This is a genomic window from Mycobacterium sp. JS623 (assembly GCF_000328565.1).
In the GTDB taxonomy this organism is placed as follows: domain Bacteria; phylum Actinomycetota; class Actinomycetes; order Mycobacteriales; family Mycobacteriaceae; genus Mycobacterium.
This window is the reverse complement of record NC_019966.1, coordinates 5,274,401-5,290,171: the sequence shown is the minus strand read 5'-3', so window position 1 is coordinate 5,290,171 and position 15,771 is coordinate 5,274,401. Positions and strand designations below refer to the sequence as shown.

General features: G+C 64.3%; 13 protein-coding genes and 1 pseudogene. 9 read left to right on the top strand and 5 right to left on the bottom strand.

What is annotated here, in order from left to right; genetic code table 11:
* Positions 1-59 precede the first annotated feature (59 nt).
* Complete coding sequence (locus tag MYCSM_RS25715) at positions 60-527, top strand: glucose-6-phosphate 1-dehydrogenase (RefSeq protein WP_015309102.1); 468 nt, start codon at positions 60-62, stop codon at positions 525-527.
* Here MYCSM_RS25715 and ku read toward each other — a convergent pair whose 3' ends face one another.
* From ku to MYCSM_RS25695, 4 genes are read right to left on the bottom strand one after another with little or no spacing between them, the layout of a single operon-like run.
* The gene (gene ku / locus MYCSM_RS25710; protein ID WP_015309101.1) at positions 528-1,454 is read right to left on the bottom strand and encodes a non-homologous end joining protein Ku; all 927 of its coding nucleotides are present in this window, start codon (positions 1,452-1,454) and stop codon (positions 528-530) included.
* Positions 1,455-1,463: 9 nt separating this feature from the next.
* Positions 1,464-2,432, bottom strand: a complete 969-nt coding sequence (locus MYCSM_RS25705) for a carbohydrate kinase family protein (RefSeq protein ID WP_015309100.1) — start codon at positions 2,430-2,432, stop codon at positions 1,464-1,466.
* Positions 2,429-3,847, bottom strand: a complete 1,419-nt coding sequence (locus tag MYCSM_RS25700) for a mannitol dehydrogenase family protein (RefSeq protein ID WP_015309099.1) — start codon at positions 3,845-3,847, stop codon at positions 2,429-2,431. Before MYCSM_RS25700 ends, MYCSM_RS25705 begins: the two co-directional genes overlap by 4 nt.
* Positions 3,844-4,845 carry an NAD(P)-dependent alcohol dehydrogenase gene (locus MYCSM_RS25695; protein WP_041312679.1) on the bottom strand — a complete coding sequence of 334 codons (1,002 nt, stop codon included), beginning with the start codon at positions 4,843-4,845 and terminating at the stop codon, positions 3,844-3,846. Before MYCSM_RS25695 ends, MYCSM_RS25700 begins: the two co-directional genes overlap by 4 nt.
* A 141-nt stretch (positions 4,846-4,986) precedes the next feature.
* On the opposite strand from MYCSM_RS25695, the gene MYCSM_RS25690 reads away from it, so the two are divergent.
* The 7 genes and pseudogenes from MYCSM_RS25690 to MYCSM_RS25660 all read left to right on the top strand — a co-directional run bounded on the left by MYCSM_RS25690 (position 4,987) and on the right by MYCSM_RS25660 (position 13,164).
* Positions 4,987-5,988: a sugar-binding transcriptional regulator gene (locus tag MYCSM_RS25690; RefSeq protein WP_051073944.1), complete on the top strand. Its 1,002-nt coding sequence runs from the start codon at positions 4,987-4,989 to the stop codon at positions 5,986-5,988.
* A 14-nt stretch (positions 5,989-6,002) separates the two neighbouring features.
* A complete protein-coding gene (locus MYCSM_RS25685; protein WP_015309096.1) occupies positions 6,003-7,367 on the top strand; it encodes an ABC transporter substrate-binding protein in 1,365 nt (454 codons plus the stop codon).
* Positions 7,367-8,341 carry a carbohydrate ABC transporter permease gene (locus MYCSM_RS25680; RefSeq protein WP_015309095.1) on the top strand — a complete coding sequence of 325 codons (975 nt, stop codon included), beginning with the start codon at positions 7,367-7,369 and terminating at the stop codon, positions 8,339-8,341. Before MYCSM_RS25685 ends, MYCSM_RS25680 begins: the two co-directional genes overlap by 1 nt.
* A gap of 1 nt (position 8,342) precedes the next feature.
* Entirely contained in the window at positions 8,343-9,224 is an 882-nt protein-coding gene (locus MYCSM_RS25675; RefSeq protein WP_015309094.1) for a carbohydrate ABC transporter permease, read from the top strand.
* Positions 9,225-9,255: 31 nt separating this feature from the next.
* Positions 9,256-10,335 carry an ABC transporter ATP-binding protein gene (locus MYCSM_RS25670; RefSeq protein WP_015309093.1) on the top strand — a complete coding sequence of 360 codons (1,080 nt, stop codon included), beginning with the start codon at positions 9,256-9,258 and terminating at the stop codon, positions 10,333-10,335.
* A gap of 43 nt (positions 10,336-10,378) precedes the next feature.
* Complete coding sequence (locus tag MYCSM_RS25665; protein WP_015309092.1) at positions 10,379-11,632, top strand: DUF4032 domain-containing protein; 1,254 nt, start codon at positions 10,379-10,381, stop codon at positions 11,630-11,632.
* 100 nt (positions 11,633-11,732) lie between these two features.
* Positions 11,733-13,164, top strand: a pseudogene (locus MYCSM_RS25660) (DUF222 domain-containing protein).
* Positions 13,165-13,211: 47 nt separating this feature from the next.
* Here MYCSM_RS25660 and MYCSM_RS25655 read toward each other — a convergent pair.
* Complete coding sequence (locus MYCSM_RS25655; protein WP_015309091.1) at positions 13,212-13,436, bottom strand: hypothetical protein; 225 nt, start codon at positions 13,434-13,436, stop codon at positions 13,212-13,214.
* Between the two features lie 31 nt (positions 13,437-13,467).
* Between MYCSM_RS25655 and MYCSM_RS25650 the strand changes: the two genes are divergently transcribed.
* The gene (locus MYCSM_RS25650) at positions 13,468-15,753 is read left to right on the top strand and encodes an ATP-dependent DNA ligase (RefSeq protein ID WP_015309090.1); all 2,286 of its coding nucleotides are present in this window, start codon (positions 13,468-13,470) and stop codon (positions 15,751-15,753) included.
* Positions 15,754-15,771 lie beyond the last annotated feature (18 nt).

Genomic DNA, 15,771 nt, shown 5'->3' with positions numbered 1-15,771 from the left:
CTTCGCTGACGGTTTCAGGCGCACAATAGGGATGCACGTCCGAAATCTGGGGAGCCGCCATGAGCGAGCAACGCTACGACTTCTTCGGTGAGATTTTCCAGCGGTATTTCAGGCCGGCGATCGACAAGTGTCCGCGGACGGGCGACGCGCTCGTCGAGAGGTTGTTCACGCTCAGCGACGACGTCCCGGATCGATTGGCGCAATTGCGGCGTGCCGCGATGGCATGGGGCAAGGTCGAGACTCCGAACGCCGGCATTTCTTCTGAACTCTTCGTGATCACCCAACATGGTCTGATGTATGCCGCCGTGTTGGCTCAATCGGCCCGGGCACTCTATTACCTGGCCACACCGCCCGGATTATTCGACCCGTTCGTCGATCAGATCGACACCACCGAACTGCGCCAGGGCGCGGTTGCGGTGGTGGACAGCGGGTTCCGCCGTGACCTCGCGTCGGCTCATCCGATGGACGCCGCGCTGCGCCGGATACTCGATGAGCATGATGCGCTGCGGGTGGACCTGCGCGCGTAGCTACTTCTTGGCCGCTGCCTTCTTTGCGGTCTTCTTCGCAGGAGCTTTCTTCGCGGCCTTCTTGGCCGGCGCCTTTTTCGCTGCTGCCTTCTTGGCAGGCGCCTTCTTGGCCTGCCCGTCGCCGTCCGAACCGCCGCTACGGCGAGCCTTCACGCTGGCCTCCAACTTGGCCAGCAGATCAGACACGTCCTCGGTCTCGTCGAGCTCCTTCGGCTGCTCTTCGGTGGTAAACGCTTCGCCGCCTTCGAGTTTCGCCTGCACCAGCTCGTGCAGTTGCTCCTGATAATCGTCGTGGTAACGGTCCGGGTTGAAGTCGTCGGTCATCGACTCGACCACTTGGCTGGCCATCTTCAACTCGGCCGGCTTTACCTCTACCTTCTTGTCCAGCACCGGGAAATCGGGATCGCGAATCTCGTCGGGCCACAACAGGGTCTGGACGATCATCACGTCACGCTTGGAAAAGTCCTGCACCCGCAGCGCGGCGAGTCGAGTCTTGTTGCGCAACGCGAAGTGCACGATCGCGACTCGGTCGGTCTCCTTGAGCGTCTTCGTCAGCAGCACATAGGACTTCGACGACTTGCCGTCGGGCTCGAGGAAGTAACTCTTGTCGTACATCATCGGATCGATGTCACTGGCGGGAACGAACTCCAGCACCTCGATCTCGCGGCTGCGCTCCTCAGGCAGCGTCGCGATGTCCTCGTCGGTGATCACGACCGTCTGGCCGTCTTCGGATTCGTATGCCTTGGCGATGTCTCGATACTCGACGACTTCGCCGCACACCTCGCAGACGCGCTTGTAGCGAATGCGTCCGTTGTCCTTCGCGTGCACCTGGTGGAACTTGATGTCGTGGTCTTCGGTCGCGCTATAGACCTTGACCGGCACGTTCACCAGGCCAAAGGCGATTGAACCTTTCCATATGGAACGCATAAGCCCAGGCTAGCCCGGCTGAGGCAACAACGGGCCCGACCCGGCCGCCGCCGCGTCCCTGGTCGCGCGATCGGGCAGGTCAGCGCCGGCGCGAGCCACTGTCAATGCCGCGGACAGCGCGGCTGTCTGCACCACCCCGGTCAGCGCGTCGACATCGATGCGGGCCAAGTGCGGCCGTCGCTCGGCCCCGAGCAGGCCAAGTGACCACAACGCGTCGATCAGGCCCGACATGAACGCGTCGCCCGCGCCGACGGTGTCCACGACGTTCACCTGCAGCGCGGGCACTCGCACCATTCCCGCCGCGCACATCGCAAACGCACCCGCCTCGCCCGTCGTCACCGCGACGATCGACGGGCCCAGCGCCAGCCACGTCTTGGCAATCTGCTCGGGGGAGCGGTTGGGGTCGATCCAGCGCATGTCCTCGTCGCTGGCCTTGACCACGTCGCAGCGTTCGATCCAGCGATCGATGCGGCCGCGGGCGATGTCGTCGTCCTCGATGAGCGCAGGCCGCACATTGGGATCGAACGTCACTGTCGCCGACGGCCGATACGTGTCGATCAGCGCGGCGGTGGCGCGGCAACCCGGCTCGAGCACCGTCGCGATCGATCCGGTGTGCGCGACGAGCGGCGGCGCGACCTCTGGCGTTCCTGTCAATTGCCAGTCGATGTCGAAGACATACTGCGCCGAACCGTTGGCGTCCAGTGTCGCCAAGGCGGTTGGTGTACGCGCGGCAGTCGTGCTGCCCGAGACCAATTGCACGCCAGACTGTTTGAGGTGGTCGACGATGCGGCGACCGCGTTGGTCGTCGCCGATGTGAGTCAGGAAGTCTGCGCCGCGACCCAGCCGCGCGAGTCCCACGGCGACATTCAGCGGGCTGCCGCCGACGTGTTCGCCTGCGGCCCCGCCTTCTCGCTTCACGATGTCGATCAGCGCCTCGCCGATCACCAGCGCCCGTTGCGGCGCGCCAGGTACGGTCATGTCGTCTCCTTCAGCAGCGTCTCCAGCGTCGCGCGCGACCCTTCGCGGTGCAGCGAATCCAGCGCCCACAGGTATGCCTCGACAAATCGTGGCTGCGCCGCGAGATCGCCGAATACGTCGGTGTTTTCGATGAACGCCGTCGGATGCGTGTGCTGTGACTGCGCCAACGGCACCAGTGTGTCGGCGAGCTGGTCCTGGACGTCGATGGGTTGACCGTCTTCGTCGACGCCCTCCGCATACCGTGCCCAGCTGGCCACCGTCGCCGCCGACAGCCGCACCGGACCGCCCGACGCGAGGTTCGCCCGGATGACCGGAAGCAGCCACTTCGGAATGCGGTCCGACGAACCGAAGCAGAGCCGCGCGATGGTGTCCTTGACGCCGGGGTTGGCGAACCGCTCGATCAGCGTGCGTTTGTAATCGGGCAGGTCGATGCCCGGCACCGGCTTGAGTGTCGGTGTGGCCTCGGAATCCATGTACTGAAGCAGGAATTCGGCGAACAGTGGATCAGCAGCCGCGTCATGCACCAACCGGTAGCCGGCCAGGTACGCGAAATAGCAGAGGCTTTGGTGGCTGGCGTTGAGCAGTCGCAGCTTCATCAACTCATACGGCGTCACGTCGTCGACCAACAACACGTCGGCCTTCTCCAGCGGCGGTCTGCCGTCAGAGAAGTCATCCTCGAGCACCCACGACGTGAACGGTTCGGCGGCCACTGGCCACTGGTCTTCGGTGCCGAATTCGTCTGCCAGCACAGCGATCACGTCGGGCGTGGTGACCGGGGTAATGCGGTCCACCATCGAATTGGGGAAGCGGGTGTTGGTTTCCATCCACTCGCCGAGGCCGGGGTGCACTCGCTCGGCGTAGGTGGTGAACGCGTGCCGCGCGACGTGACCATTGCCTTCGATGTTGTCGCACGACACGATCGTCGGGGAGGGGACGCCGCGGTCGCGCCGTCGCGCCATGGCATCGGCGACGAGACCGAAGACGTTGACCTCCTCGCCGAGACTGTCGATGTTGTAGCCGCCTTCGGTGATAGTCAGCGAGATGATCCGGGTGCTGGGCGCGGCGAGCAGTTCGACGACCGCGTCCGGATCGTCGGGCGCGTAGCGGTAGTCGACGATCGATCCAATCACTCGGGCGGCGCGGCTGCCGTCCGGGTTCTCGAGCAGCAGCGTGTACAGGCCGTCCTGCGCGGTCAGCACGTCGGCCATTTTGCGGTCGGCGGGCAGCACGCCGACGCCGCAGATGCCCCAATCCTTGGCGAGACCCATCTCCAGCAGTCGGTCGACATACATCGCCTGATGCGCGCGGTGAAAGCCGCCGACCCCGAAATGCACTATGCCGATACCGATCTCGTCGCGATCGTAGGTCGGCTTGTCGATCGAGAGCTGCGCCAGTGTCGACTTGGTCAGCTTCATGACACCGTCACCACACTCTTGACGCTACCCGGCGTTCGGTCGGAGTCGAGGGCCTCAGCAGCCTTCTCCAACGGGAAGTGTGCAGTCACCATCGCGTCGAGGTCCACCCGGCCGGACTCGACGAGTGCGATCGCCGTCGGCCACGTGTTGGCGTAGCGGAACACCCCGGTGAGGACCAACTCCCGGTTCTGGATCAACTGCGTCGGCAGCTCCATCGATTCGGCGCCCGACCCGACGAGGACGACCGTGCCGGCCGGCCGCACCGCGTGGATGCCATCGAAGACGGCCGAGGGCGCCCCCGAGGCGTCGATGAACGCGTCGACGCCCAACTCGCCTATCGGTTCGGCCGTCGGGTCGAGAACGTGGGTGGCCCCGAATTGCTTAGCCTGCGCGCGACGATCGCCATCGGGATCGCTGACCACGATGTCGGTGGCGCCGTAGGCCCGTGCGACTTGAGTGAGCACGATGCCGATCGGGCCCGCGCCGGTGATCAGCACCCGTGAACCGCCGTCGAGACCCGCCTTGCGGACCGCGGCGATGCCGACCGACAGCGGCTCACACAGAGCCGCGGCATCATCGGACACCGAGTCGGGCACCCGATGGGCGTACCCCGCGCCGATGGTGACGTAATCGCAGAACGCCCCGTCGATCGGCGGTGTGCCATAGAAGCGCATATGCGGGCAGAGGTTGTAGTGGCCGCGGCGCGTTTCGTCGCTGTCGGGGTCGGGCCGCTGCGGTTCGATGGACACGCGCTCGCCGATGCGCGAGCCGTCGACGCCGGCACCGACGTCGACGATCGTGCCCGCGGCCTCGTGGCCGAGCACCAAGGGCGCGTCGACGACGAAGTTCCCGATCCGGCCGTGCCGGTAGTAGTGCGTATCGGACCCACACACGCCGACGGACGACACCCGCACCAGCACGTCGCCAGGAACCGGTTTCGGTATCGGCCGCTCCTCCATCTCGATCCGACCTGGCTCGACGAGTACGGCCGACCGCATCCGGGTATCTGGCGGAGGTGTTGTGTGCGTCACAATTCCCATGCTAACGTGATGAGCATCTACTCGCATCCCTGAGCAAAAGATCATTCCTCGGACAGGAGGGGCGTGGCCACACCCGCGTCGAATGGCAAGGTCGCCGAGATCGGCGGCCAGGTCGTGTCGAACGCGCGGGATCGCGGAGCCACCCCCGAAGACCTGCGGCTGGCGTTGCGGGCGGCCACGCTCTACTACCTCGACGGCCTCACCCAGGCCGAGATCGCCTCTCGACTCGGCGTCTCGCGCCCCACAGCCGGCCGGCTCGTTGCGCGGGCCAAGGCCAGGGGCCTCGTCCGCATCGACGTCGTCGTCCCGCCGGATATGCGCGACAACCTGCACGCCGATGAGGAACGCGAACTCGAACAGCGCTACGGGCTGACCGAAGTCGTGGTCGCGGGCCACGGTGTCGACGTCGGTGCACACGGTCGGCCGGCCGCATACGCCAGCGTGGGCCGCGCCGCCGCCGCGCTGTTGATGCGTCGGCTGTCTCCCGATGACGTCCTCGGATTCACCTGGGGCCCTGAGCAAGTCGCGGTGGCTGACGCGCTCGCACCGGGCGTTGCGAGCTGCCGTGCCGTGGTCCAACTCGACGGTGCGATGTCGACAGCCGCCTATCAGACCGGCACCGAGTTCATCCTCGGTCGATGCGCGGACATGCTGCGGGCCACCACGATTCGGCTACCGGCACCGCTGTACGCCGACCCCTCGACCGTCGTCTCGATGCGCAGCGACTCGCTGATCTCGCGCACCCTTGAGGCCGGCAGGCAGGCCGACGTGATGCTGTTCGGAGTCGGCGCGGTGTCGACGTCGACGACGTTGTTCGAGGGCAGCTTCGTGGACACCAAGATGCTCGACGAGCTGGACTCCCTGGGTGCGGTCGGCGAGATCGGCGGGCGGTTCTTCGACGTCGACGGCACACCTGTCGACACCGAACTGCAGCAGCGCGCGGTATCCGTTCCGCTCGAAGACGTCCGCGCCTGCGAGAAGACCATCCTGATCTCCAGCGGAGCGACCAAGCACCACGCCACGCTCGGGGCGTTGCGCGGCAAACTCGCCCGACTTCTGGTGTGTGACATCGATTGTGCCCGTTGGCTATTGGCACAGTGAAAGGTGAGGTAAAGGTGAGAGCGCTACAAAAATTAGGAGCGTGTGTCGCGGCCCTCGGGCTGCTGGTTACCTCCGGCTGTGCGGGCGCGGGCAGCCTCGGGGCCTCCAAGAACGAAGTGACGATCGCCCTGGTGTCCAACTCGCAGATGACCGATGCACAGAAGTTGTCGTCTGAGTTCGAGGCCGCCAATCCGGGCACGAAGCTGAAGTTCATCACGCTTTCGGAGAACCAGGCGCGCGCCAAGATCACGATGTCGACCGCGATGGGCGGCAGTGAGTTCGACGTGGTGATGATCAGCAACTTCGAAACCCCGCAGTGGGCGAAAGACGGCTGGCTGCTGAATCTTTCGGACTACGCGAAGAAGACTCCCGGCTACGACGCGAACGATTTCATCCCGTCGCTGCGGGATTCGCTGTCCTATCAGGGCAACATGTACTCGGTTCCGTTCTACGGTGAGTCGTCGTTCCTGATGTACCGCAAGGACATGTTCGAAAAGGCCGGCATCAAAGTCGACCAGTCGCCGAACTACCAGCCCCAGTGGCAGGAGGTCGCGCAGTGGGCGGAGACCATCAAGGCGAAAGGCGTTTCCGATGCCGGCATCTGCCTGCGCGGCAAGCCGGGTTGGGGCGAGGTGCTGGCCCCGCTGGACACGGTCATCAACACCTTCGGCGGGCGCTGGTTCGACGAGAAGTGGAACGCGCAGCTCAACAGCCCCGAGGTCAGCAAGGCCGTCAACTTCTACGTCGATCTGATCAACAAGGCAGGCGAACTCGGGGCGTCGTCAACGGGATTCCAGGAGTGCGCCAACCTCTTCGGTCAGGGCCAGACGGCCATGTGGTACGACGCGACGTCGGCGGTCTCGGTGCTCGAAGACCCGAAGACCTACCCCGACTTGGTCGGCAAGATCGGCTATCTGCCCGCCCCGATCGTCGAGAAGCCGAATTCCGGCTGGCTCTACACCTGGTCGCTCGGCATTCCCAAGGGCGCCAAGAATCCCGATGGCGCATGGAAGTTCATCTCGTGGATGACCAGCAAGGACTACATGAAGCTGGTCGGCGAGAAGCTCGGCTGGGCCCGCGTCCCACCGGGCAGCCGGACCTCGACCTACACACAGCTGCCGCAGTACCAGGCGATCTCGAAGTCGTACGGGCCGTTGACGTTGAAGTCGATCGAAGGTGCGACGCCGAACAAGCCGACGGTGCAGCCCGTTCCGTACACCGGTATCCAGTTCGTCGGGATCCCCGAATTCCAGGATCTCGGGACGCGGGTCAGCCAACAGATCAGCGCAGCGATCGCCGGACAGAAGTCCGTGGATGACGCGCTCGCACAAGCACAGGAATATGCCGATGTTGTCGGCCGGACCTATCAGGAGAAGTGATGACTGTTACAGCTGATACCGAAGCTGACGCCGGCCAGCTTGCAACCGCCGAACGGGTCCGCAAGATCCGTGAGGCTCAGGATGCAGGGGTCAGCCGCGCCGAAGGGTGGCGCAGGCGCGGGCCGTTGCTTCCCGCACTGATCTTCATGATCGTGGTCACCCAGATTCCATTCGTGTTCACGCTGTACTACTCGACGCTGTCATGGAACCTGGTTCGACCCGGGTCACGCCAGTTCGTCGGACTGAACAACTATATCGCGGTCGTCAAGGACAGCCAGTTCTGGACGGTGGCACTCAACACTGTTGTCCTGATCGTCGTCGTGGTGTTGGTGTCGGCGTTGCTCGGCCTGCTGCTCGCCCTGTTGCTCGATCGCGCTTTCCTGGGCCGCGGCGTCGTACGTACACTGCTGATCACCCCATTTCTCGTGACACCCGTTGCGGCAGCGCTGATCTGGAAGACCACGATCCTCGACCCGACGAACGGCATCTTGAACTGGGTGCTCTCGCTGGTTGGCATCGACAAGGTCGACTGGATCGGCCAGTTCCCGCTGACCATGGTGATGGTCGTGCTGATCTGGCAGTGGACGCCGTTCATGATGTTGCTGATCCTCGCCGGCCTCCAGTCGATGCCTCGCGACATCCTGGAGGCCGGTCGAGTCGACGGTGCGGGCGCGTTCCAACTCTTCCGCGAGTTGACGCTGCCCCACCTTCGGCGGTTCATCGAGTTGGGCGTCGTGCTCGGTGCGATCTATCTGGTCAACACCTTCGACGCCATCTACATGATGACCCAGGGCGGCCCTGGTATCGCCAGCGCGAACCTGCCGTTCTACATCTACCAGCGCGCGTTCCTCGGCTTCGACATGGGCCAGGCCGCGGCCTACGCCGTGGTGGTGGTGATCTTCACGATGATCATCGCGAGCTTCGCACTTCGGTTGATCTTCAAATCGTTCTCCGGCAAGGAAGAGGCGGCCTAGGATGACAACTCCACTTGTGAGAAACAACGAAAAGACGACGGCGACAACGGATTCAGCCGCGGCGTCGAAGAAGAAGGGCCGCACGTTCAGCCCGTGGGGAGTGGTGGCCTGGCTCGTCGGCCTCGGCTTCTTCTTCCCGGTGTTCTGGATGGTGCTGACGGCCTTCAAGCAGGAGGGCGACGCGGCGACCAGTCCGCCGAAACTGTTCTTCACGCCGACGCTCGATCAGTTCAAGGCGGTTTTCGATCAGGGCATCGGGCCCGCGATGCTGAACTCGGTCTGGGCCACCGGTGTTTCGACGCTACTGGTGCTCGCGCTCGGCACGCCTGCCGCGTTCGCGCTGTCGCTGCGGCCCGTCCGCAAGACGCAGGATGCGTTGTTTTTCTTCATGAGCACGAAGATGCTGCCGATCGTCGCGGCAATCCTGCCGCTCTACGTGATCGTGTCCAATATCGGTCTGCTGGACAACATCTGGGCTCTGGTCATTCTCTACACCTCGATGAACCTGCCGATCGCGGTGTGGATGATGCGGTCGTTCTTCCTCGAAGTGCCCGGCGAATTGCTCGAGGCGGCCAGCCTCGACGGCGCCAGCTTGTGGCGGTCCGTGCGTGAGGTGATCTTGCCGCTTGTGTCGCCGGGTATCGCGGCCACCGCGCTGATCTGTGTCATCTTCGCGTGGAACGAGTTCTTCTTCGCGGTGAACCTCACCGCGGTGAACGCTCAGACCATGCCGGTGTACCTCGTCGGATTCATCGCCGGTGAAGGTCAGTACTGGGCCGTGCTGTCGGCGGCCGCAACCATGGCTGCGCTGCCCGTGATCCTCTGCGGGTGGTTCGCCCAAAACAAGCTGGTGCGCGGACTTTCGTTCGGCGCGATCAAGTAAACGGCTCACGAAGGAACCGGGAGAAAGACCAATGGCCGCAATCACTTACAAGAACGCCTCCTGCATCTACGAAGGCTCGGACAAGCTCGCGGTTGACTCGCTCAACCTCGACATCTCCGACGGCGAATTCATCGTGCTGGTGGGTCCGTCGGGCTCGGGCAAGAGCACCGCGCTGCGCATGCTCGCCGGACTCGAGGACATCGACGAGGGTGCCATCGAGATCGGTGGCAAGGACATGACCGGTGTGCCTTCCAAGGACCGCGACATCGCGATGGTGTTTCAGAACTACGCGCTGTACCCGAACAAGACCGTTGCCGAGAACATGGGCTTCGCGTTGAAGCTGCGCGGCGTGTCAGCCGATGAGCGACGCAAGAAGGTCGAAGAGGCCGCGAAGATCCTGGATCTCACCGACTTCCTGGATCGCAAGCCGGCCAAGCTTTCTGGCGGTCAGCGTCAGCGTGTGGCGATGGGCCGCGCCATCGTCCGCGAGCCCCAGGTGTTCTGCATGGACGAGCCGCTCAGCAACCTCGATGCCAAGCTGCGTGTGCAGACGCGTACCCAGATCGCTGCGCTGCAACGCAGACTCGGCACCACCACCGTCTACGTCACCCACGACCAAGTGGAAGCCATGACGATGGGTGACCGAGTGGCCGTCCTGCGGTTCGGCAAGTTGCAGCAATTCGCTTCTCCCAACGACCTTTACGACAAGCCGGCCAATGCGTTCGTCGCGGGCTTCATCGGCTCACCGGCCATGAACCTGGTGACATTGCCGGTCACGGCGGACGGGGTCAAGATCGGTGACTCGACGCTGGAACTCGAACGCGATCAGCTGACCAAGCTCAGTGACGCAGGCCTGTCCGAGGTTACGTTCGGAATTCGCCCCGAGCAGCTCGAACTCACCGATTCGGGCGGCGTGGAGGTCGTCGTCGACCTGGTCGAGGACCTCGGTAGCGAAGCGTACGTGTACACACACGCAGGATCCGGTGTCGAGTTAGTGGCGCGGTGCAACCCGCGCACGGCGCCGAAACTGGCCGACACGGTGCGGCTACGCAGGCATCCCGAAGGGGCGGTTCACCTCTTCCATCCGCAGACGGGCGAACGCATCAACTGATCATGTGTGCGCTTCGGAGGGCGGGAGCGAAGCGACCCGGGAAATGACCGAGTTCCGGCTTCGCACACCATCTCCCGGGCTGCTGGCGCTGCCGTGGGACCGGCCGCTCTCGGAGTGGACCGTCCCCGATGTGCCACTGCGCGACATCGCGGTCGGTCCCAGCCGCCACCTGGTGAAGTTCGTCGACGCCGACGACACACTGTGGGCCGTCAAGGACATGCCACCGCGCATCGCGGCCAAGGAGTACGACGTGCTGCGCAGGCTCGAAGACATGGGCCTGCCTGCTGTGCGTCCCGCAGGACTGGTGCTGCAACCAGAATTCGACACCGCGATTCTGGTCACCCGTTACCTCGAGGGGTCCTGGCAGTACCGCCGGCTGTTCATGCGGCTGCCGCCCGATCAACCCAAGCACCGCGAGCGCCTGTTGGATGCCATGGCGGGCCTGCTGGTGGAACTGCATCGACACGGCGTCTTTTGGGGCGACTGCTCGCTGGCGAACACGTTGTTCTCCCGCGACGGCCAGATCCTTCAGGCCTGGCTCGTCGACGCCGAAACCTCGGAAGTGCACCCGACTTTGAGCCGCGGACAACGTGAACACGACCTCGACATCATGGTCGAGAACGTCGCGATGGGCATGGTGGATCTCGCCGAACGACTGGACCAGTCGGCGTTGGAGGATGTGTTGATCGCCGAGGCGGAGCAGACCAGGGACCGTTACAACAGACTGTGGGACGCGCTTCACGCCGAGCCGATGTTCGACTTCGCCGATCGCTACCGGGTCGAGGGAACCGTGCGCCGGCTCAACGAGCTCGGCTTCGCCGTCGACGAAGTCGCGCTGCAGCCGGTCAGCGACAGTCCGAGCCGCCTCAAAATCCGTGTCGCCGTTGGTGATCGGCGCTACCACGCGCAACGTCTGCAAGAGCTGACCGGCTTGGACGTCGGCGAGGGACAAGCCCAGATCCTACTCGGCGACCTACAGGCGTATCAGGCTGCGCTGTGCCGCGAGGCGGGTCATGACGTCGACGACTCGACTGCCGCGCGGCTGTGGGTCATCGAGGTGCTCACGCCATACGAGCGGCTGGCGCACGACGTCGTCGGCAACAAGGGCACGCCGATCCAGGCCTACTGCGACCTGCTCGAGGTGCGGTGGCTGCTGAGCGAGGAGGCCGGCCACGACGTCGGCACCAACAAGGCGCTTGCGGCGTTGGCCCGCGACGTGATCCCCGTCGACTCCGCGGCGAAACTCGCGATCGCAGAACTGCCGACCGCGCCGATGGCGGTGCTGCGGGACGACTGAATCCACTGTCTGACAGCGCTTTCCACACAGCAACAATCTCTCATCAATCTCTTCGAAAACACGTCGCAATGTCCGTAATAATCGAACATATGTTCGATTCATGGGTTCGGAAGCGGTGCAGGCCACGATTGCCGCGCTGCGCGCCGCCTACGACGGCCTGGCCGCGCTGCCCGTCGATGCGCTCACCAAGCCTGAACTGATCCATGCGCTTGACGAACTCGAAACGCTCACCTGTCAGCTGCCGTCGCAGAGCCATCGCACGCTGGCGCGCTTACAGGCCGAGACCACCGCCAAGGAGATGGGTGCCAAGTCCTGGCGTGATGTGCTGGCGACCCGGTGGCGCATCTCGACTAGTGAGGCCGGTCGTCGGCTCGACGAGGCCGCGCAGTTGGGCACACGCCGCACACTGACAGGCGACCCGCTCGACCCCGAGCTGCCCTGCACCGCGCTCGCCCAGGCTCACGGGTCGATCAATCGCGAACACATCAAGGTCGTGCGCGATGCGATGGACCGCATTCCGTCCGGGGTCGACTCCCTGACCCGGGCCCAGATCGAAGTCGATCTGGTGCGCATCGCCATCGGCGTTGGACCGAAGGAATTGAAGGACAACGCCGATCGCATCCTGTTCCTGCTCGATCAGGACGGTCCGGAGCCTGACGACATCGAGCGCGCTCGGCGTCGCGGGCTGTGGAGAGGACCCCAGGGATCCGACAAGACGATCCCGATCCGGGGCAACATGACTCCCGAAGCATGGGCGATATACGAGGCGATATTCGCCAAGTGGGCCGCGCCAGGGATGTGCAATTTTGACGATGGGCAGCCCTGCTTTTCGGGTACGCCGTCACAGGCCCAGGTAGAACGAGATCACCGTAGTCTGGCGCGGCGCCAGCACGACGCGCTCGTCGCGGTCGGGCGCAGCGTTATGAATAGCGGTGAGCTGGGCCAGCACAACGGGTTGCCGGCCTCGATCATCATCCGCACCACACTGCAGGACTTGGAGAGCCGGGCCGGAGTCGGTGTCAGCGGTGGTGGCACCGTGATTCCCATTGCCGACGTTCGTCCGGCTGGCGGCACAGGCCAGTCCCTATCTGGCGGTGTTCGATAAGGCCACCGGATCGGCGCTGGACCTGTTCCGCGCTCGACGCGTGGCCTCGCCGGCCCAGCGGATCATGCTCATCGCCCGTGACGGCGGCTGTACCAAGCCGGGCTGCACCGTGCCTGCCTACGGCAGCCAAGTCGATCACGCGGCTCGCGATTGGGTCGACGACGGACAGACGAACGTGGCTGAACTCGGCTTGGCATGTGGGCCCGACAACCGCATGGTCGGTCCCGGTGGTTGGGAAACGAGGATCAACCGAGACAACGATGTTGAGTGGATCCCGCCCCCGGCCCTCGACACGGGGCAAGCGCGCGTCAACGATTACCATCGCCCCGAGCGGCTTCGCCGGCCACTCGATGACGAAGATGGGGACGTGCGAAGCCCGAACGGGGACAACGAAAGTCGGGCAGGGCCAGAAGATGGCGCTGAGTGACCGCGCCATAGCGGCAGTGTCGGAGGGGTACGCGAATCAACCTCCGCCTACGTCAGTGGCTGTTCGCCCGGATTGGTGCCGAGCGGGACATCGGGGTTGGCGCCGGTCGCGTCCTCGGTGAACACCTGGTGCGGCATCGGCCTGCAGGTGGCGTTCATCGGCGTCTGGTCGCCAGAGCAGTAGGGGACGAGCTGGTCAGGATCGGCTGACGCGGCAGGGGCTCCGATCAGCGCGACCGCCGCGACCAGGCACGCCGCAAAGATCCTCGTCATAGTCCAACGGTACTGCGGGTAATACCGTGATGTGGTGGATCGATTCGGCCGGGTCAGGCTCACCAACCCGGACAAGGTGCTGTACCCGGCGACGGGGACCACCAAGGCCGAGGTCTTCGACTACTACGTCAACATCGCCGAAGTGATGATCCCGCACATCGCGGGGCGCGCCGTCACCCGCAAGCGCTGGCCCAACGGCGTCGACGAGGCATCGTTCTTCGAAAAGCAGCTCGCGTCGTCGGCCCCCGAGTGGCTCGACCGCGCCAGCATCACACACAAATCCGGCACTACCACCTATCCGCTCATCGACACCGTCGAGGGCGTCGCGTGGCTGGCCCAACAGGCCTCGCTGGAAGTGCATGTCCCGCAGTGGCGATTCGTCGTGGGCGGGCAGGACGGGCGGGCGAACGAGCAGGGGCCCGCCACTCGAATCGTATTCGACCTCGATCCGGGCGCGGGGGTGAGTTTTCGTCAGTTGTGCACGGTGGCCCACGAAGTCCGTGATCTGCTCACCGACATCGGGCTCACGACTTTCCCGCTGACCAGCGGTAGCAAGGGTCTGCACCTTTATGTGCCGCTCGAGGAGCCGATCAGCTCGCACGGCGCATCGGTGTTGGCTCGTCGAGTGGCCCAGCAGCTGGAAAAGACCATGCCCAAACAGGTTACGGCGACCATGACCAAGAGCCTGCGCACAGGCAAGGTCTTTCTCGACTGGAGCCAGAACAACGCTGCAAAAACAACCATCGCGCCGTATTCGCTTCGTGGACGTGAACATCCGACGGTGGCAGCGCCACGCACCTGGGATGAAATTGCCGACCCCAAACTGCGACATCTGCGTTTCGATGAGGTGCTGGAGCGGGTCGACAGGGACGGCGACCTGCTGGCCGATCTCGACGAGAGCGTGCCGCTGACCGATCAGCTGACCAAATACCGCAGCATGCGCGACGCGTCGAAAACCCCGGAGCCGGTTCCGAAAACACCGCCAAAGGCGGGTGATAACAACCTATTCGTAATCCAGGAGCACCACGCCCGCAGGCTTCACTATGACCTGCGCCTGGAGCGAAACGGTGTTCTGGTGAGCTGGGCAGTGCCCAAGAATTTGCCCGACACTCCTGCGGTGAATCACCTTGCCGTGCACACCGAGGACCATCCGCTGGAGTACTTGACATTCCACGGCACCATCCCGAAGGGGGAGTACGGCGCGGGCCAGATGATCGTCTGGGACACCGGGACATACGAGACCGAGAAGTTCAACGACGTACCCCCGGACGGCCCCGCCAAGGGTGGGGAAGTGATCGTCACGTTGCACGGCAAGAAGATCGAGGGCCGTTACGCGCTGATCCAGACCGACGGCAAGAACTGGCTGGCGCACCGGATGAAGGAACAGCAGCAGCCACAAGCAGGCGATCTCGCGCCGATGCTGGCGACGGAAGGGTCCGTCGAGAATCTCAAGTCGTCGCAATGGGCGTTCGAAGGTAAATGGGATGGCTATCGCGTCATCGTCGAAGCGAACCGCGGGCGGCTCAGCGCGCGCTCCCGACGCGGCCGCGACGTCACTGGTGAATATCCGCAATTCGAAGCGCTTGCAGCCGATCTCGCCGACCATCACGTGATCCTCGACGGTGAAGCCGTAGCGCTCGATGACAAGGGCGTGCCGAGTTTCAGCGAGATGCAGAACCGAGCACGGTCCACGCGCGTCGAGTTTTGGGCGTTCGACATCCTGCAGCTCGATGGCCGATCGTTGTTGCGCGCCAAGTACTCAGACCGTCGCCGGCTGCTCGAAGCGTTGGCCGAGGGCGGCGGGATCATCGTGCCCGACACGCTGCCCGGTGACGGCACCGAAGCAATGGAGCACGCCCGCAAACACCGCTGGGAAGGTGTGATCGCAAAGAAGCGCGACTCCACGTACCAACCCGGCCGACGCTCGTCGTCGTGGATCAAGGACAAGATCTGGTGCACGCAGGAAGTGGTGATCGGTGGCTGGCGGCAAGGCGAGGGTGGCCGCTCCAGCGGTATCGGCGCACTGATGCTGGGCATTCCCGAAGACGGCGGGCTGCATTTCGCCGGCCGGGTCGGCACCGGGTTCACCGAAAAGGAACTGACCAAGCTCAAGGGCATCCTCAAACCGCTGCACACCGACGAATCGCCGTTCAACACACGGCTTCCCACTCAGGACGCCAAGAACGTCACGTTCGTCCGACCCGAACTGGTCGGCGAGGTGCGTTACAGCGAACGCACCTCGGATGGCCGGCTGCGTCAGCCGAGTTGGCGCGGGCTGCGCCCGGATAAAGTCCCTGACGAAGTGCGCTGGGAATGATGCCCTAAATCCGGGTTT